The 19,452-nt window shown below is 60.8% G+C and carries 19 protein-coding genes and 1 tRNA gene; 13 read left to right on the top strand and 7 right to left on the bottom strand.

Going from position 1 to position 19,452, the window contains the following annotated elements; genetic code table 11:
* Positions 1-4 precede the first annotated feature (4 nt).
* The 12 genes from BHC62_RS06290 (at position 5) to pqqE (ending at position 10,393) form a co-directional block, all read left to right on the top strand.
* A tRNA-Ile gene (locus BHC62_RS06290) sits at positions 5-81 on the top strand.
* Between the two features lie 243 nt (positions 82-324).
* Complete coding sequence (locus BHC62_RS06285) at positions 325-825, top strand: hypothetical protein (protein WP_070994509.1); 501 nt, start codon at positions 325-327, stop codon at positions 823-825.
* A gap of 10 nt (positions 826-835) precedes the next feature.
* On the top strand, positions 836-1,078 hold the full coding sequence (locus BHC62_RS06280; RefSeq protein WP_070994508.1) for a hypothetical protein: 243 nt from the start codon (positions 836-838) through the stop codon (positions 1,076-1,078).
* 380 nt (positions 1,079-1,458) lie between these two features.
* Positions 1,459-1,920 carry an Lrp/AsnC family transcriptional regulator gene (locus BHC62_RS06275; RefSeq protein ID WP_029296872.1) on the top strand — a complete coding sequence of 154 codons (462 nt, stop codon included), beginning with the start codon at positions 1,459-1,461 and terminating at the stop codon, positions 1,918-1,920.
* Positions 1,921-2,065: 145 nt separating this feature from the next.
* Positions 2,066-3,757 carry an NAD(P)/FAD-dependent oxidoreductase gene (locus BHC62_RS06270; protein ID WP_070994507.1) on the top strand — a complete coding sequence of 564 codons (1,692 nt, stop codon included), beginning with the start codon at positions 2,066-2,068 and terminating at the stop codon, positions 3,755-3,757.
* 11 nt (positions 3,758-3,768) lie between these two features.
* Complete coding sequence (locus tag BHC62_RS06265) at positions 3,769-4,563, top strand: carbon-nitrogen hydrolase family protein (RefSeq protein ID WP_070994506.1); 795 nt, start codon at positions 3,769-3,771, stop codon at positions 4,561-4,563.
* 50 nt (positions 4,564-4,613) lie between these two features.
* Positions 4,614-7,010, top strand: coding sequence for a pyrroloquinoline quinone biosynthesis protein PqqF (pqqF, locus tag BHC62_RS06260; protein ID WP_070994505.1), 2,397 nt, complete (start codon positions 4,614-4,616; stop codon positions 7,008-7,010).
* A gap of 163 nt (positions 7,011-7,173) precedes the next feature.
* Complete coding sequence (gene pqqA / locus BHC62_RS06255; protein WP_003194766.1) at positions 7,174-7,248, top strand: pyrroloquinoline quinone precursor peptide PqqA; 75 nt, start codon at positions 7,174-7,176, stop codon at positions 7,246-7,248.
* A 75-nt stretch (positions 7,249-7,323) separates the two neighbouring features.
* Positions 7,324-8,235 carry a pyrroloquinoline quinone biosynthesis protein PqqB gene (gene pqqB / locus BHC62_RS06250; RefSeq protein ID WP_070994504.1) on the top strand — a complete coding sequence of 304 codons (912 nt, stop codon included), beginning with the start codon at positions 7,324-7,326 and terminating at the stop codon, positions 8,233-8,235.
* Positions 8,236-8,245: 10 nt separating this feature from the next.
* A complete protein-coding gene (gene pqqC / locus BHC62_RS06245; protein ID WP_070994503.1) occupies positions 8,246-8,998 on the top strand; it encodes a pyrroloquinoline-quinone synthase PqqC in 753 nt (250 codons plus the stop codon).
* Positions 8,995-9,270 (top strand): pyrroloquinoline quinone biosynthesis peptide chaperone PqqD, encoded by a 276-nt coding sequence (pqqD, locus tag BHC62_RS06240; RefSeq protein WP_070994502.1) that lies wholly within the window; start codon positions 8,995-8,997, stop codon positions 9,268-9,270. Before pqqC ends, pqqD begins: the two co-directional genes overlap by 4 nt.
* Positions 9,263-10,393, top strand: a complete 1,131-nt coding sequence (gene pqqE / locus BHC62_RS06235) for a pyrroloquinoline quinone biosynthesis protein PqqE (RefSeq protein ID WP_371128907.1) — start codon at positions 9,263-9,265, stop codon at positions 10,391-10,393. The genes pqqD and pqqE overlap by 8 nt, the downstream gene beginning before the upstream one ends.
* Before the next feature lie 4 nt (positions 10,394-10,397).
* Here the strand turns inward: pqqE and BHC62_RS06230 are convergent, their stop codons facing one another.
* From BHC62_RS06230 to BHC62_RS06215, 4 genes are all read right to left on the bottom strand, one after another.
* Positions 10,398-10,556 (bottom strand): YqaE/Pmp3 family membrane protein, encoded by a 159-nt coding sequence (locus tag BHC62_RS06230; protein ID WP_007904205.1) that lies wholly within the window; start codon positions 10,554-10,556, stop codon positions 10,398-10,400.
* A gap of 97 nt (positions 10,557-10,653) precedes the next feature.
* A complete protein-coding gene (locus tag BHC62_RS06225) occupies positions 10,654-10,974 on the bottom strand; it encodes a DNA-binding transcriptional regulator (protein ID WP_029296888.1) in 321 nt (106 codons plus the stop codon).
* A complete protein-coding gene (locus BHC62_RS06220) occupies positions 10,958-11,323 on the bottom strand; it encodes a type II toxin-antitoxin system RelE/ParE family toxin (RefSeq protein ID WP_070994500.1) in 366 nt (121 codons plus the stop codon). Before BHC62_RS06220 ends, BHC62_RS06225 begins: the two co-directional genes overlap by 17 nt.
* A 233-nt stretch (positions 11,324-11,556) precedes the next feature.
* Positions 11,557-12,828, bottom strand: a complete 1,272-nt coding sequence (locus BHC62_RS06215; RefSeq protein WP_070994499.1) for an aspartate aminotransferase family protein — start codon at positions 12,826-12,828, stop codon at positions 11,557-11,559.
* Positions 12,829-13,034: 206 nt separating this feature from the next.
* Between BHC62_RS06215 and BHC62_RS06210 the strand changes: the two genes are divergently transcribed.
* Positions 13,035-13,955, top strand: a complete 921-nt coding sequence (locus tag BHC62_RS06210) for a LysR family transcriptional regulator (RefSeq protein WP_029296894.1) — start codon at positions 13,035-13,037, stop codon at positions 13,953-13,955.
* Positions 13,956-14,182: 227 nt separating this feature from the next.
* On the opposite strand, the gene BHC62_RS06205 is transcribed toward BHC62_RS06210, so the two are convergent.
* The 3 genes from BHC62_RS06205 to BHC62_RS06195 form a co-directional block, all read right to left on the bottom strand.
* A complete protein-coding gene (locus BHC62_RS06205) occupies positions 14,183-15,961 on the bottom strand; it encodes an acyl-CoA dehydrogenase C-terminal domain-containing protein (RefSeq protein WP_070994498.1) in 1,779 nt (592 codons plus the stop codon).
* Positions 15,962-16,095: 134 nt separating this feature from the next.
* Entirely contained in the window at positions 16,096-17,880 is a 1,785-nt protein-coding gene (locus BHC62_RS06200) for an acyl-CoA dehydrogenase C-terminal domain-containing protein (protein ID WP_070994497.1), read from the bottom strand.
* 90 nt (positions 17,881-17,970) lie between these two features.
* Positions 17,971-19,263 (bottom strand): diguanylate cyclase, encoded by a 1,293-nt coding sequence (locus BHC62_RS06195; protein WP_029296900.1) that lies wholly within the window; start codon positions 19,261-19,263, stop codon positions 17,971-17,973.
* Positions 19,264-19,452 lie beyond the last annotated feature (189 nt).

Below are 19,452 nucleotides of genomic sequence, written 5' to 3'. Positions count from 1 at the left end.
CTGAGGGCCTATAGCTCAGTTGGTTAGAGCAGGGGACTCATAATCCCTTGGTCGTAGGTTCGAGTCCTACTGGGCCCACCATACTCAAAGCCGCGCATTGCGCGGCTTTCGTGTTTCTGGATGGACCACCGCAGATACACGGAGGCGCCTCGGCCTAACGTCTCCAAAACCGACGCATTCGATGTGTTGTTATCGGGGAGTTGGCTTACTGGCGATGAGACCCATGCAGACGTCAAATTCCCCGCGGCCTCACATCAAAGACTGTTTGCATCTTAGTCACCGCTTGTAGAAAATCGTCGTCTTTTTGCACGAATGGATACGCGCATGAAGTTCGAGAAGACCACGCAGTACAGGTCCGAGGAGGGGATCGTCTTCAATCTGTCTCAAATCACCCTCATGGAAAGCGACCGAGGTCGCCTGCGCGAGCTGCACTTTGGCGAAGCGAAACGCGCCCATTACCAAGTCAACAGCATGGTCGTCGATATGTACGACCGAATGCAGGCTCGAAACCTGCCATGCCTGCTGACAGTCTGCATTTCCAATCCCCTCACCCGTCAGCAGGCCGATGCTATCAACACTATGCGTGGCAACGTCGCCAAGGGAATTGCTGCGGCCTCAGGTGGTGTTGCCGGGAGGGTAGGTGCGTTGGGCGGGCCGCTCATTGGCTGGGCTTCAGGTGCAGTCGTGACGACAGGTGTCAACTGGTACCTCAAAGGAGCCCTGCCGACCCTGCATGCAGGTGACGTGCTGGTCAGCATCGAGGGAGAGGTCCATGGCGGGATTGGCCCACAGCGCTCTGTCGTGACGCTGGTCATCAAGGTCTGAGGAACTGCACATGCCCTACATCATGCAAACTGTCGTCCTTCTGGTGCTGGGCGCGATTCTCGTTCAGTTTCTGAAACCATACCCGCTGCGCAAGTGGCTGGGTTTGGCGCTGCTGGCAACGGGCTTGGTCAGCCTCTTCAAGGTGGGTGAGCAGCAGGTGCTGGGCTTTGACCTGGAGCTGCTAGCACTGCTGGCCGTGCCGCTGGGCGTGGTACTTTTCCTGACGCGGCGGCGGTTCACGGAGGGGGACTGAAGCCCTGGCACAATTTCTCGGTGCCGTCTCTGCCCCAAAATCAGATGGGACAACAGTCGATCAACAGCGCGTTGATCGATGATCTTAGCGTTGGACCTTGCCGGCGGACTGGGGGGTTACTTTGAACATACTGGTAACGCCTAACGTAGGTTAGATGCCACCAAAATCACTGCTAAATGATGGGTGGCGGCTGTCACGCAGGCCAGGTGCATCGCAAATGTGTAATGCCACATTGGCCAGCCTCGCCAACTCTGCGGGCGCGGCCTAATTCTGATCCTAGGCAGTCCGGATCTAGCGCACATGAAAGGTCACCGCAATCGCCACCCGCGAACACGAGCCTGTAACATGCTCCCCCATTGCCACCCACGCCGGAGCCCATCTTGTCCGCCCCCCGCCCTCCCGTTCTCGATGAGATCGACCGCCAGTTGATTGCGGCCTTGCAGATCAATGCCCGTGAAAGCGTGGCCATGCTCGCTCGCCAGCTGGGGATTGCCCGCACCACCGTGACCTCGCGCCTGGCGCGCCTGGAAAAGACCCAGGTGATTACCGGCTATGGCGTGCGCCTTGGCCAGCGTGTGGTGGATGGTGGGTTGCAGGCGTATGTGGGGATTACCGTGCAAGCGCGCTCCGGCAAGGAAGTGCTGCGTCGCCTCAGCGCCATGGCCCAGGTTCAGCAGTTGTGTGCGGTCAGTGGTGAGTTTGACTATGTGGCCTGGCTGCGTACCGATTCGCCGGAGCAGTTGGATCAACTGCTGGACCAGATCGGCAGTGTCGACGGGGTAGAAAAGACCACCACCTCGATCATCCTCAGTAACAAATTGGATCGCGGCCAGCCAATCTGACCGCCAACCTCGTCACTTCGACTAAAAACAATTCAATACGACGACACATTGCGTCTTATTAACGAGCGCTACGCTCCCTAGAATGGCTGCCATCTTTTCCTATACTTCACGGGTCGTGCCCCGTCGAGTGCCAGCAAGGTCAGCCATGAACGCCACCTACAAGAACAATCGCCACCCTGCAGACGGTAAAAAACCCATCACTATCTTTGGCCCGGATTTTCCGTTCGCCTTTGATGACTGGATCGAACACCCCGCCGGGCTGGGCAGTATTCCCGTCGCCAACCATGGCGCCGAAGTGGCGATTGTCGGTGCGGGTATCGCCGGCCTGGTGGCCGCCTACGAGTTGATGAAGCTGGGCCTCAAGCCGGTGGTGTACGAAGCCTCGAAAATGGGCGGGCGCCTGCGCTCCCAGGCTTTTGAAGGGGCCGAAGGCATCATCGCCGAGCTGGGCGGGATGCGCTTCCCGGTGTCATCGACGGCGTTCTACCACTATGTGGACAAGCTGGGCCTTGAAACCAAGCCGTTCCCCAACCCGCTGACACCAGCCTCGGGTAGCACTGTGATCGACCTGGAAGGCCAGACTCACTACGCACAGAAAATCTCCGACCTTCCTGCGCTATTCCAGGAAGTGGCTGACGCCTGGGCCGACGCCCTGGAGGCCGGCTCGCAGTTCGGTGATATCCAGCAAGCGATTCGCGACCGTGACGTGCCACGGCTCAAGGAGCTGTGGAACAAGCTGGTGCCGCTGTGGGACGACCGCACGTTCTACGACTTCGTTGCCACGTCCAAGGCATTCGCCAAACTGTCGTTCCATCACCGCGAAGTGTTTGGCCAGGTAGGTTTCGGCACCGGTGGCTGGGACTCGGACTTCCCCAACTCGATGCTGGAAATCTTCCGCGTGGTGATGACCAACTGCGACGATCACCAACACCTGGTGGTCGGTGGCGTGGCGCAAGTGCCCATGGGGATCTGGCGCCACGTGCCAGAGCGATGCGCCCATTGGCCGGCCGGCACCAGCCTCAGCTCCCTGCATCACGGCGCGCCACGGGCAGGGGTCAAGCGCATTGCCCATGCCGCCGATGGGCGTTTTGCGGTGACCGACAACTACGGTGACACCCGGGAATACGCCGCCGTGCTGACCACTTGCCAGAGCTGGCTGCTGACCACCCAGATCGAATGCGACGAAAGCCTGTTCTCGCAAAAAATGTGGATGGCCCTGGACCGCACGCGCTATATGCAGTCGTCGAAAACCTTTGTCATGGTCGACCGGCCTTTCTGGAAGGACAAGGACCCGGAAACCGGCCGCGACCTGATGAGCATGACCCTCACTGATCGCCTGACCCGTGGCACCTACCTGTTCGACAATGGCGACGACAAGCCGGGGGTTATTTGCCTGTCTTACTCGTGGATGAGCGACGCCCTGAAAATGCTCCCGCAGCCCATCGATAAACGGGTGAAGCTGGCCCTCGATGCGCTGAAAAAAATCTACCCGAAAGTCGATATCAAGGCGCGCATCATTGGCGACCCGATCACCGTTTCCTGGGAAGCCGATCCGCACTTCCTCGGCGCGTTCAAGGGCGCGTTGCCGGGCCACTACCGCTACAACCAGCGCATGTACGCGCACTTCATGCAAAAGGATATGCCGGCCGAGCAGCGCGGGATTTTCATCGCCGGCGACGATGTGTCCTGGACCCCAGCCTGGGTCGAAGGCGCAGTGCAGACCTCGTTGAACGCGGTTTGGGGCATCATGACCCACTTCGGTGGCAGTACCCACCCACAAAACCCGGGGCCGGGGGATGTGTTCGACGAGATCGGCCCTATCGCCCTGGCCGAATAAGGAGCCAAGCCATGCGTGTTGCCCTGTATCAATGCCCGCCATTGCCGCTGGATGTCGCTGGCAATCTCAAGCGTCTGCACAGCGTTGCGCATGAAGCATGCGATGCCGACGTGCTGGTGCTGCCGGAGATGTTCCTCACCGGCTACAACATCGGTGCTGAAGCAGTCGGCGCCCTGGCCGAAGCGCAGGACGGGCAGTCGGCCCAGACCATTGCCGAACTGGCGCGCAACACGGGCCTGGCGATTCTCTATGGCTATCCGGAACGGGCCGAGGACGGCCAGATCTACAATGCCGTGCAGCTGATCGACGCCAATGGCCAGCGCCTGTGCAACTACCGCAAGACCCATCTGTTCGGCGACCTTGATCACTCGATGTTCAGCCCCGGTGGCGACGAGTTCCCTGTCGTCGAACTGAACGGCTGGAAGCTGGGGTTTCTCATCTGCTACGACCTGGAGTTCCCGGAAAACACTCGGCGCCTGGCCCTGGCAGGTGCCGAGTTGATCCTGGTACCGACGGCCAACATGGTGCCCTTCGACTTCGTCGCGGACGTCACCGTGCGCGCCCGGGCCTTTGAAAACCAGTGCTATGTGGCCTACGCCAACTATTGCGGGCATGAAGACCAGATCCACTATTGCGGGCAAAGCAGCATCGCCGCGCCGGATGGGCAACGCGTCGCCCTGGCGGGGCTGGATGAGGCGCTGATCGTCGCGACCCTCGACCGCCAGGTGATACACGCCGCGCAAGCGGCCAACCATTACCTGGCGGACCGTCGCCCCGAACTCTATGCCGCGCTGCATAAACACTGACCACTGCGCTTTGCGCTAGCATAGGCACTTCCTACGTTCTGGAAGTGCTCATGCCTGTGCCGGCCCACCCTCATCACCTGCAACTGACCCTGGCCAATGGCCTGCGGGTTTCCCTGCGTCATGCCCCACGTCTCAAGCGCTGTGCAGCTGTCCTGCGGGTAGCGGCGGGCAGCCATGACGTGCCGTTGGCCTGGCCGGGGCTGGCGCACTTTCTGGAACACCTGCTGTTTCTTGGCACCGAGGCTTTTCCTGCACCGGACGGTTTGATGGCCTACGTGCAGCGCCACGGTGGCCAGGTCAACGCCAGCACCCGTGAGCGCACCACGGACTTCTTCTTTGAAGTGCCCGCCCCGGTGTTTGACGGCGCACTGCAGCGCCTGGCCGATATGCTCGCTCATCCGCGCCTGGCCATGGACGATCAATTGCGCGAGCGCGAAGTGCTGCAGGCCGAGTTTATCGCCTGGTCCCAGGATGCCGAGGCACAGCATCAAGTCGCGATCCTTGAAGGCCTTGCTGCCGAACATCCGCTGCGGGGTTTTCATGCGGGCAACCGCGAGAGCCTGCCGGTGCCACAGGAGGATTTCCAACAAGGCTTGCTGGGGTTTTATCAAGACTTCTATCAAGCAGGACAGCTGACCTTGAGCCTGGCCGGCCCGCAATCGCTGGAAGAACTGCAAGCCTTGGCCGAGCGCTTTGGCGAGTGCCTGCGCCCGGGCCCGCTACGCCCGCAGCAGCCACCACCGGCCTTGATGGACGGCGATAAATATCGCTATCAATACCTCAACAACCAGCACCTGCATCACCTCATCGCCTGTAACGCGCCCCGCGAAGCCCTGGATTTCCTCTACACCTGGCTGAATGCCACGGCACCCGGTGGTCTGCTGGCCGAATTGAAAACCCGGGGCTGGGCAAGCGCGCTGCACGCCAGGGTGCTGTACTCGTTCGCCGGGCAGGCGCTGCTGGATATCGAATTCACCCTGGGGCCACAGGGCTCACAACAGTCCCTGGCAATCGAAGCCCTGTTGAACGACTGGTTGAGCTTTTTCGCCCACAGCGATTGGACTGCGTTGCGCGAAGAGTACGCGCTGCTGATCAACCGCCAACAGCAGATCAGTGGCGCCTTGGCCCTGGCCCGCCATGACAGTGAGAACCGCGAAGCGCCGTTGTCCGAGCAGCATTGCCAAGCGCTCAAGACCCTGCTGAACCTGCTGCAATCGGCTCCTGCGCAACAGGCCTGGCAGTTGCCGCCGGGCAACCCATTCTTGCGACCGCAAACCCAGGAACCACGCCCCGGACTGATTCGCGGCCAGACCAGCGCCCATCGTGGCTTGCGCACCTTCGCCCAGGATCGCTCCCGTGGCCGGCGCGAACTGCCAGGCCTTTCATTCAGCCAAGCGTTGCCCGCCGATCACGATGAGGGCGCCCTTTACCTGTGCTGGCAACTGGATTCGGCCGCCCATGGCATAGGTAACAGCCTGCAAACTTTGCAGACCAACGCCCGCCAGGCCGGCGTGGAAATGTCCTGCGAAGCTGTAGGCAATTGTTGGCTGCTGAAAATGAGCGGGCTGCATGACCCCATGCCCGCTATCGTCGAGCAACTGGCTCGCGAACTGACCCAGGCCGACGCCAACCTTGAACAAGACGCGCCCGCCAGCCCGACGCCACAGATGGCCATCCGCGAACTGCTCAAGGCATTGCCGGCCTGCGCTGCCGACATTGCCTTCACTGGGCACCCCAATCCGTTGCCCAGTGGATGGGCCACTACCACGTGGCAAGGCCTGGGCATGGGCCTGCCGGCTGCGTGCGAAACGGCGATCAAGCATGCGGCCGCACGCCTGCCCGGGCAATGTGCCGAGATTGCACGCATCGCCCACCCCATCAACGGACTGTATCGCTGGCATCAGCTAGACACCGCTTCCACCGAAGCCGCCTTGCTGCTGCTGTGCCCGGCCCCGAGCCAATCCCTGGCCGACGAGGCCGACTGGCGATTGCTCGCTCACTTGGCCCAGACCCCGTTCTACCAGCGTCTACGGGGCGAATTGCAGGTGGGCTACGCCGTATTCAGCGGTATCCGACAGTTCAACGGGCAAACCGGTCTGTTGTTTGGCGTGCAGTCGCCCGATGTGGCGCTGGCGGACCTGCTCGATCACATCCAGGCCTTCATCAAGCAATTGCCGGCCTTGATCAATGGGAGCGACGAGCTGGGCAACGCGGCCCTGGCCCGGCAATTTTCGCCGCAGGCGCTGCCCACATCCCAAGCCGCCGAGCTGCTCTGGCAGGCCAGGTTGGCCGGGCATGGCGCGAACTATCTTGAACAATTACGCGAGTTGATCCAGACCCGTACACGCCAGCATCTGGTGGAGGCGGCGACGCAACTCAACCAAGCCGCAGGCGGCTGGCGCTGCCTGGCGAATGGCGCGGCAGCGGGCGATCACTGGCAGATATGACGTTGATCGTTGCCGATGCTGCAACAGGCTTTTTCCACCAAGACAGCGCTAGCTTGACCAGAAATGAGTAAAATCGCGCCACGCATCTGAACATCTCCGACTGGAGGTGGACTATATGTATTACTTGGTAGTAAACGTCCCATCCCTTCGTAGGAGTATGAATATGACCTGGTCCAAACCTGCTTACACTGATCTGCGTATTGGTTTTGAAGTCACCATGTACTTCGCCAGCCGCTGATTGCTTTTGTATTGCAATGCAACGCCTCGGCTCGCCGGGGCGTTTTTATTTTGAGTCTTGTGTAAAGGAGCAGCGATGTTCGTCCAGATTCTAGGTTCGGCGGCCGGTGGCGGTTTCCCGCAGTGGAATTGCAACTGTGTGAACTGCGCCGGCTTTCGCGACGGCAGCCTGCGGGCCCAGGCGCGCACCCAATCGTCCATCGCCCTGTCCGACGATGGCGTGAACTGGGTGCTGTGCAACGCCTCGCCGGATATCCGCGCCCAACTGCAAAATTTTGCGCCGATGCAACCTGGCCGCGCGCTACGCGATACCGGTATCAGCGCAATCATCCTGATGGACAGCCAGATCGACCACACCACCGGCCTGCTCAGCCTGCGCGAGGGCTGCCCGCACCAGGTGTGGTGCACCGACATGGTCCATGAAGACCTGAGCACCGGCTTCCCGCTGTTCACCATGTTGACCCACTGGAATGGCGGCCTGGCGTGGAACCGTATCGAGCTGGACGCCAGTTTCAGCATTCCAGCCTGCCCCAACCTGCGCTTTACCCCGTTGCCCCTGCGCAGCGCCGCGCCGCCCTACTCGCCCCATCGGTTCGACCCGCACCCGGGTGACAATATCGGCTTGATCGTCGAAGACCTGCGCACCGGCGGCAAACTGTTCTACGCGCCCGGGCTGGGCAAAGTCGACGCGCCGCTGCTTCAAATCATGGCGCAAAGCGACTGCCTGCTGGTGGACGGCACGATGTGGGATGACGATGAAATGCAGCGCCGTGGCGTCGGCACCCGCACGGGCCGCGAAATGGGCCACCTGGCGCAGAACGGCCCCGGCGGCATGCTGCAAGTGCTGGAGCAATTGCCCAAGCAGCGCAAGGTACTTATCCATATCAACAACACCAACCCGATCCTCGACGAAGACTCGCCTGAACGGGCCGAGTTGGCGCGGCGCAATGTAGAAGTAGCCTACGACGGCATGAGCATTGAATTGTAGGAGAGCCCCAATGACCGACACACCGCTGACCCCCGCCGAATTTGAACAGGCCTTGCGGGCCAAGGGCGCGTTCTACCATATCCATCACCCGTACCACGTGGCGATGTATGAAGGCCGGGCCACCCGCGAGCAGATCCAGGGCTGGGTCGCCAACCGGTTCTACTACCAGGTGAACATCCCGCTGAAGGACGCCGCGATCCTGGCCAACTGCCCGGACCGGGAAATCCGCCGCGAGTGGATCCAGCGCCTGCTCGATCATGACGGCGCACCCGGCGAAGACGGCGGCATCGAAGCCTGGCTGCGCCTGGGCCAGGCGGTGGGCCTGGACCCGGATCAACTGCGCTCCCAGGAGCTGGTGTTGCCCGGCGTGCGGTTTGCCGTGGATGCCTACGTCAATTTCGCCCGCCGGGCCAGTTGGCAGGAAGCCGCCAGCAGCTCGCTGACCGAGTTGTTCGCCCCGCACATCCACCAGTCGCGCCTCGACAGCTGGCCCCAGCATTACCCATGGATCGACCCTGCCGGCTACGAGTATTTCCGTACCCGCCTGGGCCAGGCCCGGCGTGATGTCGAGCACGGGCTGGCGATCACGCTTGCGCACTACACCAGCCGCGCCGGTCAGGAGCGGATGCTGGAGATTCTCCAGTTCAAACTCGACATCCTTTGGAGCATGCTCGATGCCATGAGCATGGCCTACGAACTGAACCGCCCGCCTTATCACAGCGTGACCGCGCAACGGGTCTGGCATAAAGGGATCACACTATGAGTTTCGACCGCAGCAAAAAGCCGACCTGGCGCCAGGGTTACCGCTACCAGTACGAGCCAGCGCAGAAGGGCCATGTGTTGCTGTACCCCGAAGGCATGATCAAGCTCAACGACAGCGCCGCGTTGATTGGCGGTTTGATCGACGGCGAGCGCAGTGTGGCGGCCATCATTGGCGAGCTGGAGCAGCAATTCCCCGGCGTACCCGAACTCGGTGAAGACATCGAGCAATTCATGGAGGTGGCGCGTGCACAGCACTGGATCGAACTTGCCTGAAAAGCCCGAGATCGGCCTGCCGCTATGGTTGCTCGCCGAGCTGACCTATCGCTGCCCGCTCCAGTGCCCGTACTGCTCCAACCCGCTGGATTTCGCCGAGCAGGGCAAGGAGTTGAGTACCGAGCAATGGATCAAGGTGTTTCGCGAAGCCCGGGAAATGGGCGCGGCACAACTGGGGTTTTCCGGCGGTGAGCCACTGGTGCGCCAGGATCTCGCCGAGCTGATCGCCGAGGCGCGCAAGCTGGGGTTCTATACCAACCTGATCACCTCCGGCATCGGCTTGACCGAGCAGAAGATCAGCGACTTCAAGAAAGCCGGCCTGGACCATATCCAGATCAGCTTCCAGGCCAGCGATGAACAGGTGAACAACCTGCTGGCCGGCTCCAAAAAGGCTTTCGCGCAGAAGCTGGAAATGGCCCGGGCGGTCAAAGCCCATGGGTATCCGATGGTGCTGAACTTCGTAACCCATCGGCACAATATCGACAAGATCGACCGCATCATCGAACTGTGCATTGCGCTGGAGGCAGACTTTGTCGAACTCGCCACGTGCCAGTTCTATGGCTGGGCCCAGCTCAACCGTGTTGGCCTGCTGCCGACTCAGGAACAACTGACCCGTGCCGAGCGCATCACCAACGAATACCGCGCCAAGCTGGAAGCCGAAGGGCATCCGTGCAAGCTGATCTTTGTCACGCCGGACTACTACGAGGAACGCCCTAAGGCCTGTATGAATGGCTGGGGCAGTATCTTTCTGACAGTGACACCAGACGGCACTGCCCTACCTTGTCACGGCGCCCGGCAGATGCCGGTGCAGTTTCCCAATGTGCGCGACCACAGCATGCAGCACATCTGGTACGACTCGTTTGGCTTCAACCGCTTTCGTGGTTACGACTGGATGCCAGAGCCATGCCGCTCGTGCGACGAGAAGGAAAAGGACTTCGGCGGCTGCCGCTGCCAGGCGTTCATGCTCACAGGGGATGCCAGCAATGCTGACCCGGTGTGCAGTAAATCCGCCGATCACAGCATCATCCTCAATGCCCGGCTCGAAGCCGAGCACGCTACGCAGACCATCGAGCAACTGGCTTTTCGCAATGAGCGAAACTCCAGGCTGATCGCCAAAGGCTGACCGATCAACGCTTGGCGATGATGTACACCGCATGCACGATGCCAGGGATGTAGCCGCACAGGGTCAACAGGATATTCAGCCAGAACGCGCCGGCGAAACCCACTTGCAGGAACACACCCAGTGGCGGCAGCAGAATGGCGATGATGATACGAATGAAATCCATGGGTCAGCTCCGAATAATCGGCTCGTGTGAGCCGTACAGCTAATCGACCCTGGCCGCGCGTGAGGGTTCAGTGGAATCTGGCACCGGGCCATCCTCCTCAGGCAAGGATCTCCAATCCGTGCTTTTGCACGATGCTCAGCAGCTTGAGCGCCATGCCGCTGGGTTGCTTCTCGCCGGACTCCCATTGCTTGATTGTCGACGCACTAGTGTTCAGGTAGCGGGCGAACACCGGTTGGCTGACATGACTGCGCTCGCGCAGTTGCTTGATCTGGTCGGCAGGTATCTGTGCCGGCACAGGCGCAATGCACAGCTCATCGAATTCACGAAGGGTGGTCTTGCTGATAGCGCCAATCGAATGCAGCGCGCTGGCCGATTGGTGAATGGACTCCAGCGCTTGGCTTTCATATTTTTTGGTCATGATGTATCTCCACAAACTCCCTGAGATCCAGCAACTGCTGGATCTGTATTTCGTTTAAGCCTTCATAGGCCTTTGCCAACGCCCGAAACCCAGTCAATTCCTTGTGACTGATATTGCTTTGGTCTTGCTTGGCGAACAGAAACTGATAAACCCAGTAATGCCTGCCCTTCGCCAGGACGATGGAGCGATGCCGGTTGTGATTGAGGCGTTTCTTCCAGACTCCACCACCCAGATTGTCCGCCTGGCCCCTGAGCATCTCACCAAATGCCTCTCTTAATTGCGAATCGCAGATCCAGGCCTTGCTGGCTGTATCAGCAAAATGCCGGCTTTTGAACAGTCGCAGCTTCATAGGCATCCCTTCCCCACAAACATACCACCTGGTGGTATAGATTAGAAATAGGGCCCACAAACAATCTTTGCGCCCTTCCGGCACTCCCTGCCGGTGCCCGCTAAAAAGCCATTTTTCTCGATGAGCCTCAAGCGTCCTTTTCAATCCAGAAATTACACACAAAAAAACGCCCCCAGCCAAAAGAATCAAGCTGGAGGCGCTGCGTATACCGCGAGACGGTTCAGGAATAAGGGTTAAACAGCGATGCCCTTGCGGCATTGCAGTTGGGCGGTGTGCACACGGGAAAACGCACGGGCCAGGCGCAGTAGCATTTCGTCGATATTGCTCTTGCTTACCGTCAACGCCGGGGTAAAGCGCAGGCAGTCGGGTTGTGGGGCATTTAGGATCAGGCCCTCATAAAGCGCCGCTTTTACCACCGCATCTGCCGAATCATCTGACAAGCTCAGGCCCAACAACAGGCCCTGACCCCGCAGTTCGCCCTGGCCATAGCGGTGGGCAAGCCGCGCCAGGCCTTCGCCCAGGTACTGGCTGGTATCACGTACGTGTTCGAGAAAGCCGTGCCCCAGCACGTTATCGAGCACAGCGACGCCGGCGGCCGCCATCAGGGCATTGCCGTGATGGGTGCCTTCCAACTCACCGATTTCAAAGCAGCAGGCTTTGCCGCGAGCCAGCAGTGCAGCCAATGGCACTCCGCCACCCAGGCCTTTACCCAAGGCGACGATATCGGCGCGCACGCCGTAGCGCTGTTCGGCCAGCAAGGTGCCGCAACGGCCCATCCCCGTCTGTACTTCATCAAGAATCAGCAGAATGCCCAACTCCCGGCACAGCCGCTCCACACCCTTGAGGTAATGCTCGGTGGCCGGGATGACGCCGGCTTCGCCCTGGATCGGTTCCAGCATGATCGCGACGGTTTGTGCGTCGACCGCGGCATGCAGGGCGGGCAGGTCATTGAACGGTACGTGGCAGAAGCCTGGCAGTTGTGGCTCGAAACGATTGTCGCCAGAGGCCGCCAGCGTCGCCAGGCTGCGCCCGTGGCTGGCGTTGCCAGCGGTAATAATGCGATAGGCGCCACCACGGTGCAGTTGGCCCCACTTGCGCGCCAGCTTGATCGCCGCCTCGCAGGCTTCCGTACCGCTGTTGAGCAGGTAGGCTTGGTCGCTGCCGGTGCTGTGACACAAGCGGTCCACCAGGTTCAGTTGGCTGCGGTTGTGCAGCCCGTTGCCGGGGTTGATCAGCGCTTGCGCTTGGTCGGCCAACGCGCGCACCAGTACTGAAGGGCTGTGGCCAAGGCTGTTGGCCGCACCACCCTGGGTAAAGTCGAGGTAGGCACGGTCTTCACTGTCCCATAGCCACGAACCCTGGCCGCGTACGAAAACCTGCGGAGGGCGGGCCACTGTGGGCATCAGGGATTGAGTGGAAAGCTCATCACGCAGCATCGGGGTTTTCGCGTCCAGTAACAGATCGTCCAGGCTCGGCGCCGGACGGCGCAAGTTGAACAGGTTCATGCCTGCACACCCCACCGGTTGTTGGCAACTCTGGATTGGCGGAAGCCCGGCAATTCGTTTTTTGCCTTGCCTATGTAAACACCATCGCTGTAAACGGTATTCATCTCGCGTCTTGGCCCTGTAAGCCCTATGAATAGGCGCTAGACTAGGCGCCTTGGGGGCGTACAGCCATTTCGATTTTCCAGCATTTTCGATAAGCATTACTTATGGATTTCAAGCAACTGCGTTATTTCGTCGCGGTGTACGAAGAGGGCCATGTGGGCCGGGCCGCAGAGCGCCTGTCGATCTCCCAGCCAGCGCTGTCGCAGCAGATCCGCCAGCTGGAGCAGCACCTCGATGTCAGCTTGTTCGAACGCAGCAGCAAACGCCTGTTGCCGACCCTGGCTGCCCACACCTTGTACAACCATGCCCTGCCGCTGCTCGATGGCATGCAGCAAGCCGTCGAGGCCCTGCGGCATTTCAAGGGCCAGGCGCTGCGGACCCTGGCTATCGGTGTGCTGCAAACCGTGCACACCAGCCTGGTGCCACAGATGCTCGAACGCGTGCGCAAAGCCCAGCCACACCTGGTGGTGCAGATCTATGAGCTGACGGGCCTGGAGATCGAACGTCGCCTGCTCAATGGCTCGCTGGACATTGGCATCAGCTACCTACCGGCACGCCAACCGGGATTGCACGGCGTACTGCTGTATGAAGATGAACTGAAAGTAGTCATCCCTGCCGACCACCCTTTGCGTGAATTCAAGAAGGTCTCCCTCAAACAAGCAGCGGAATTGCCCATGCTGTTGCTCGGGGAAGAGTTCCAGATCAGGCAGATCTGGCAGGCGCAACTGGCGAACCTGGGGCGCCGGCCGCAGGTCCAGGCCGAGCTGAACACTATGGTGGGGATTCTCGACAGCCTGCCCCATACCCGGCTGGCGACAGTACTGCCTGGCCGATCACAGGATGAACACAGCAGCCACGCGCTATTGTGGAAGCCCTTGAGTGAGCCACGGGTGCCGCTGAAAGTGGGTTTGGTGTGCCGGGATGTACAACGTCAGCAAGCCACGCTGGAGTTGCTGCGCACCTTGCTCGAAGACGTGATGAATGGGCCACATGGGCCGGCAAGCACGGTCGACGGGCTGGCCTGAACTTTTTCGCGGGCAATAAGAAAACCCCGCCGAAGCGGGGCTTTGCAGACTGTTTCCCTGACATCCATTTCACTCCGCCACCCTGGCAGAATCCTACGTGTCCCTGTTGTTGCTTTGCGCTTCCTGCGCGACGTCCATGTGAAGTAGATTAGCTGTGGATCCAATCTGGCGATAGAGGACGATTAGCAGTACGTCATGTAAGAGAATGCTTACATGACCTCCCCCGATTAGAACTGCGCTTCGTCCAGCAAGAACAGCGATTCACTGCCGGCCTTCACGGAGGCACTCAGGGAGTGAATACGCGGCAGCAGACGAGCGAAGTAGAAGCGCGCCGTCCCCAGTTTGCTGGCATAGAAGTCTTCCTCGGTCTCCTTGCCCAAAGCCGCCTTGGCCATCAACGCCCACATATAGGCATAGGCCATGTAGCCGAAGGCATGCAGATACTCCACCGACGCCGCGCCGATTTCATTCGGGTTGGTCTTGGCGCGATCCAGCACCCAGGCAGTCAAGGTGTCGAGCTCGTCCACCGCAGCGCTCAGGGGCTGGGTGAACTCAGCCAGGTCGCTGCTGGCCGTGGCGATGAAGTGGCGGATCTCATCGGCAAACAGGGTGTAGAACGCCCCGCCGCTGCCAACGATCTTGCGCCCCATCAAGTCCAGCGCCTGGATGCCGTTGGTGCCTTCGTAGATCTGCGTGATACGCACGTCACGCACCAACTGCTCCTGGCCCCACTCACGGATATAACCATGGCCGCCGAAGATCTGCTGGCCGTGCACGGTGGTTTCCAGGCCCAGGTCGGTGAGGAAGGCCTTGGATACCGGGGTCAGCAGCGCCACCAGGTCATCCGCGCGCTTGCGGGTCGCGGCGTCTTCGCTGAACTTGGCGGTGTCCAGTTGCATCGCCACATAAGTGGAAAATGCACGGCCGCCTTCGTTCGCCGCCTTCATGGTCAGCAACATGCGGCGCACGTCAGGGTGGTTGATGATCGGGTCGGCGATCTTGTCCTTGGCCTTGGGGCCAGTCGGCGAACGGCTTTGCAGGCGGTCACGCGCGTATTCCACCGCGTTCTGGTAAGAGCGCTCGCCGGTCGCCAGGCCCTGGATGCCGACGCCCAGGCGCTCGTAGTTCATCATGGTGAACATAGCCGCCAGGCCACGGTTCGGCTCGCCGACCAGGTAGCCAACGGCGTCGTCGAAGTTCATCACACAAGTGGCGGAAGCCTGGATGCCCATCTTGTGTTCGATCGAACCACAGGTCACCGTGTTGCGTGCGCCCAGGCTGCCATCGGCATTGACCATGAACTTGGGCACCAGGAACAGCGAGATGCCCTTTGGACCGGCCGGAGCGTCCGGCAACTTGGCCAGCACCAGGTGGATGATGTTTTCGGTGAGGTCGTGTTCGCCACCGGTGATGAAGATCTTGGTCCCGCTGACCTTGTAGGAACCGTCTGCCTGGGGCTCGGCCTTGGTACGAATAATCCCCAGATCGGTACCGGCATGGGGCTCGGTCAGGCACATGGAACCGGCCCACACGCCCGCGTACATATTCGGCAAGTAAGTGGCTTTCAGTTCTTCACTGGCGTGGGTGTTGATCGACACGCAGGCGCCGGACGTCAGCATCGGGTACAGGCCAAACGCCAGGCCCGAGGAGTTGATCATTTCTTCGACCTGGGCCGACACGGCCTTGGGCATGCCCATGCCACCGTAGGCCGGGTCGCCACCGACGCCCACCCAGCCGCCTTCGGCATAGGTCTTGTAGGCTTCGGGAAAGCCGGCCGGGGTGGTGACCACGCCGTTGTCCCAGCGGCAACCTTCCTCGTCGCCGCTGCGGCTCAACGGGGCGATGGTCTTGGCGGTGACTTTGCCAGCCTCTTCAAGGATTGCCTCGACGGTTTGGGCGTCGACGGTCTCGGCCAGGGCCGGCAATTGCGCCCACAGCTTGGCAACCTCGAATACTTCGTTGAGGACGAAGCGCATATCGCGCAGCGGCGCTTTGTAGTCAGCCATGGCAAACCTCGTAGGAACGTTAAAAGTGATTCGGTAGGATCGGTTTCACAGACCCGGAGTGTAACCGAACAACTTTTGTGACACATAGGGTCTGCTTGTGACCAATTGGTATTTAACAGTCACGCCACCGATTCCTACAAGGCGAACAGCTCGGCAGGCAGGCTCATCAAGCAATCGCTGCCCGCCTCCACCGCCGCCCGATGTGCACTGGTGCGCGGCAACAGACGCTTGAAGTAAAACTCGCAGGTCGCCAACTTGCCACGGGCGTAGTCCGCATCGCCTTGGCCTGCATCCAACTGCGCCTGGGCCACCAGCGCCATGCGCAGCCACAGGTAGGCATGGATGATGTAACCGCTGTACATCAAGTAATCCAGGGCCGCCGCGCCAACTTCATCGGGATTTTTCATCGCGGCCATGCCGACTTTGGTCGTCAACTCGCCCCATTGTTGGTTCAGCTCATTGAGCTGCGCGACTTGGGCCTTGAGTTGTGGATGCTCGGCATTCGCCGCGCAAAACTTATGCACGATTTTGGTAAAGCCGCGCAGCAACTTGCCCTGGCTGCCCAACACCTTGCGCCCCAGCAAATCCAGGGCCTGGATGCCGTTGGTACCTTCGTAGATCGGCGCGATCCGGCAGTCGCGCACCAACTGTTCCATGCCCCACTCGCGGATAAAACCGTGGCCGCCAAACACCTGCATGCCGTGGTTGGTCACCTCTAGCCCGGTTTCGGTCATAAAGGCTTTGCAGATCGGCGTGAGGAACGCCAACAGGTCTTCGGCCTGCTGGCGCTGCTGCGGGTCGTCGCTCAGGTGTGCGGTGTCCAGCAGTTGCGCGGTGAAATAAGTCAGGGCGCGGTTGCCTTCGTTGAAGGCTTTCATGGTCAGCAGCATGCGCCGCACATCGGGATGCACGATGATCGGATCTGCCGGCTTATCCGGGGCCTTGGCGCCGGTCAGGGCGCGCATCTGCAGACGGTCGTTGGCGTACTGGATCGCGCCCTGGAAGCTCGCTTCACCCAGGCACAGCCCCTGCATGCCCGTGCCCAGGCGCGCATGGTTCATCATGGTGAACATGCAGTTCAGGCCCTTGTTGGCCTCGCCGATCAGATAGCCCTCGGCACCATCGAAGTTCAGCACGCAGGTGGCCGAAGCCTTGATCCCCATCTTGTGCTCGATGGAGCCGCAACTGACCCCATTGCGCGCGCCGGAACCGGCGAGGAACTTGGGCACGATAAACAGCGAAATGCCCTTGGTGCCGGCCGGCGCGTCCGGCAACTTGGCCAGCACCAGGTGGATGATGTTTTCGCTCATATCGTGTTCACCGGCGGAGATGAAAATCTTGCTGCCGGTTACCGCATAGCTGCCGTTGGCCTGGGGCACGGCGCGGGTCTTGATGATGCCAAGGTCGGTGCCGCAGTGGGCTTCGGTCAGGCACATGGTGCCCGTCCACTGGCCGGCGGTGAGTTTGGTCAGGTAGGTGTCTTTCTGCTCGGCAGTGCCGTGGGCGTGGATCGCCGACATGGCGCCGTGGGTCAGGCCGGGGTACATGCCCCAGGAAGTGTTGCTGGAGCCGATCATCTCGCTGAGCACCAACCCCAGGGAAGACGGCAAGCCTTGGCCGCCGTAGGCCGGATCCGCCGCCAGGCCGTGCCAGCCGCCTTCGACGTATTGCGCAAAGGCTTCCTTGAAGCCTTTGGGTGTGGTCACCACGCCATTATCAAAATGGCAACCCTCTTCATCACCCGGGCGATTCAACGGTGCCAGCACGTTTTCGCAGAACCTGGCGCCTTCTTCGAGGATCGCGCCGACCATGTCCGGGCTGGCCTCGGTGGCGCCCAGGGCCGCGTAGTGAGCAGGGAAATCAAACACGTGATCGATCAGAAAGCGCATGTCGCGCAGGGGAGCTTTATAGGCAGGCATGGTGATGTCTCCGGCGGCAGATAACTCCAACCTACTGCCGTAGGTGCCCCCGGACAATCACTGTACAGGCGCTGAATACACCACCATCACTCAACCGGCAGCGCCCTGCATGCGCACCGCGCCACGGCGGTTCTGGCCGGCCGCTACCACACAGTTACGCCCGGCACCCTTGGCGTTGTACAGCGCCTGGTCAGCAGACTTGAGCACTTCTTCCGGGGTGCGCTGCTCGACCTGGCGCTCGGCGACGCCGATGCTGACGGTCACCGACACGCTGGAGTCGCCGCCACCCGAACGGCGCTGACGCCCCTGGTGATCGTCCTGGGGGCGACTGTCCTGGTTGCGCAACTTGATATGGTAGTTGGCAATGACCTCGCGGATTGCTTCCAGGTGCGGCAGGCACTCATCCAGGGTCTTGCCGGCGAACACTACGGCAAATTCTTCGCCGCCATACCGGTAGGCCCGACCACCGCCGCTGACTTTCGACAGTTTGCTGGCGACCAACCGCAGCACCTGGTCGCCGACGTCGTGACCGTGGGTGTCGTTGAAGCGCTTGAAGTGGTCGACGTCGCTCATCGCCAGCACATAGTTGCGCCCCAGGCGCTGCATGCGCTCGTTGAGGGCGCGACGCCCCGGCAGGCCGGTGAGCTCATCGCGAAAGGCCATTTGATAGGCCTCATGGGACACGCCCGCAGCGATCATCAACATCACCTGGCTGCACATGATGTTCAGAGTGAACGGCAGAATGAAGGTCTGCGGCAACATCCAGAACATCCCCAGCAACCCCACCAACTGCGCCGCATGCAACGGCCGCGGCTCGCGCCAGTACTGGGCTGCCAGGGCGACAAAACCCAGCAGGAACATCGGGTACGACAGTTGGACCAAGCTCATCCACGCGCCATGCAACGCCGGCCAGCGAATCTCCGCCAACCAGTTGAGCAACGGTCCCGGGTAACTCTGCTCCAGGCCAAGGGCTACGCTGCCCACGGCGAGCAGCACCGCGCAACGTGCGACAAAGTCGCGGAACAGGTGGGTTTTCTCCTGCCAGAGGGCATAGATACTGAACAACATCGGCAACAATAGGCACACCAGATGAAACACCACGGCAGCGTCTTCGCGCACGCGGCCATGATCGCGATAGAAATCGGTCTGGGTATCCAGGAGGAAGTAAGCGACGTACACCGTCGCCATCAGGAACAGCTCACGCTGGCGGCGGTACACCGCGCAATAGGCACCGCCCAGCAGCAACACCAGGGTCGGCAGCACGTTGAACAGCGAGGTGAAGAAGACGTTGAGGTCCTTGACGTAAGCAGCCGACAACCCCGCCAGCAATAACAGCAACGATGGTAGGAAATGACTGAAACGTACAGCAGACGCGCGCGACAAGGGTAAAGCTCCGACCCACAAAGAAGATGGCACAGTGCCTTCACTGCTGACAGTTAAGCACACTCACTGTGACCTGTATCACATTGCCATCACTGTAACGGCAGCAACGGGCAATCCCTGAGCGCGCCACTCAGGTTTTTTCACCCGCCTATAAAAAAGCCGCCGCTCCCGAAAGAGCGGCGGCCTGGC

It is taken from the genome of Pseudomonas sp. 06C 126 (assembly GCF_001855215.1).
Classification (GTDB): domain Bacteria; phylum Pseudomonadota; class Gammaproteobacteria; order Pseudomonadales; family Pseudomonadaceae; genus Aquipseudomonas; species Aquipseudomonas proteolytica.
Note: the sequence above shows the minus strand (reverse complement) of the source record. Positions and strands in the feature narration are given on the sequence as shown.

Coding starts and splice junctions, on each gene's coding strand:
- BHC62_RS06280 (WP_070994508.1), top strand. CDS start 836: ATGCCCTACATCATGCAAACTGTCGTCCTTCTGGTGCTGGGCGCGATT.
- BHC62_RS06205 (WP_070994498.1), bottom strand. CDS start 15,961: ATGGCTGACTACAAAGCGCCGCTGCGCGATATGCGCTTCGTCCTCAAC.
- BHC62_RS06225 (WP_029296888.1), bottom strand. CDS start 10,974: ATGACCAAAAAATATGAAAGCCAAGCGCTGGAGTCCATTCACCAATCG.
- BHC62_RS06200 (WP_070994497.1), bottom strand. CDS start 17,880: ATGCCTGCCTATAAAGCTCCCCTGCGCGACATGCGCTTTCTGATCGAT.
- pqqD (WP_070994502.1), top strand. CDS start 8,995: ATGAGTTTCGACCGCAGCAAAAAGCCGACCTGGCGCCAGGGTTACCGC.
- pqqF (WP_070994505.1), top strand. CDS start 4,614: ATGCCTGTGCCGGCCCACCCTCATCACCTGCAACTGACCCTGGCCAAT.
- pqqB (WP_070994504.1), top strand. CDS start 7,324: ATGTTCGTCCAGATTCTAGGTTCGGCGGCCGGTGGCGGTTTCCCGCAG.
- pqqC (WP_070994503.1), top strand. CDS start 8,246: ATGACCGACACACCGCTGACCCCCGCCGAATTTGAACAGGCCTTGCGG.
- BHC62_RS06215 (WP_070994499.1), bottom strand. CDS start 12,828: ATGAACCTGTTCAACTTGCGCCGTCCGGCGCCGAGCCTGGACGATCTG.
- BHC62_RS06285 (WP_070994509.1), top strand. CDS start 325: ATGAAGTTCGAGAAGACCACGCAGTACAGGTCCGAGGAGGGGATCGTC.
- BHC62_RS06270 (WP_070994507.1), top strand. CDS start 2,066: ATGAACGCCACCTACAAGAACAATCGCCACCCTGCAGACGGTAAAAAA.
- BHC62_RS06230 (WP_007904205.1), bottom strand. CDS start 10,556: ATGGATTTCATTCGTATCATCATCGCCATTCTGCTGCCGCCACTGGGT.
- BHC62_RS06220 (WP_070994500.1), bottom strand. CDS start 11,323: ATGAAGCTGCGACTGTTCAAAAGCCGGCATTTTGCTGATACAGCCAGC.
- BHC62_RS06265 (WP_070994506.1), top strand. CDS start 3,769: ATGCGTGTTGCCCTGTATCAATGCCCGCCATTGCCGCTGGATGTCGCT.
- BHC62_RS06210 (WP_029296894.1), top strand. CDS start 13,035: ATGGATTTCAAGCAACTGCGTTATTTCGTCGCGGTGTACGAAGAGGGC.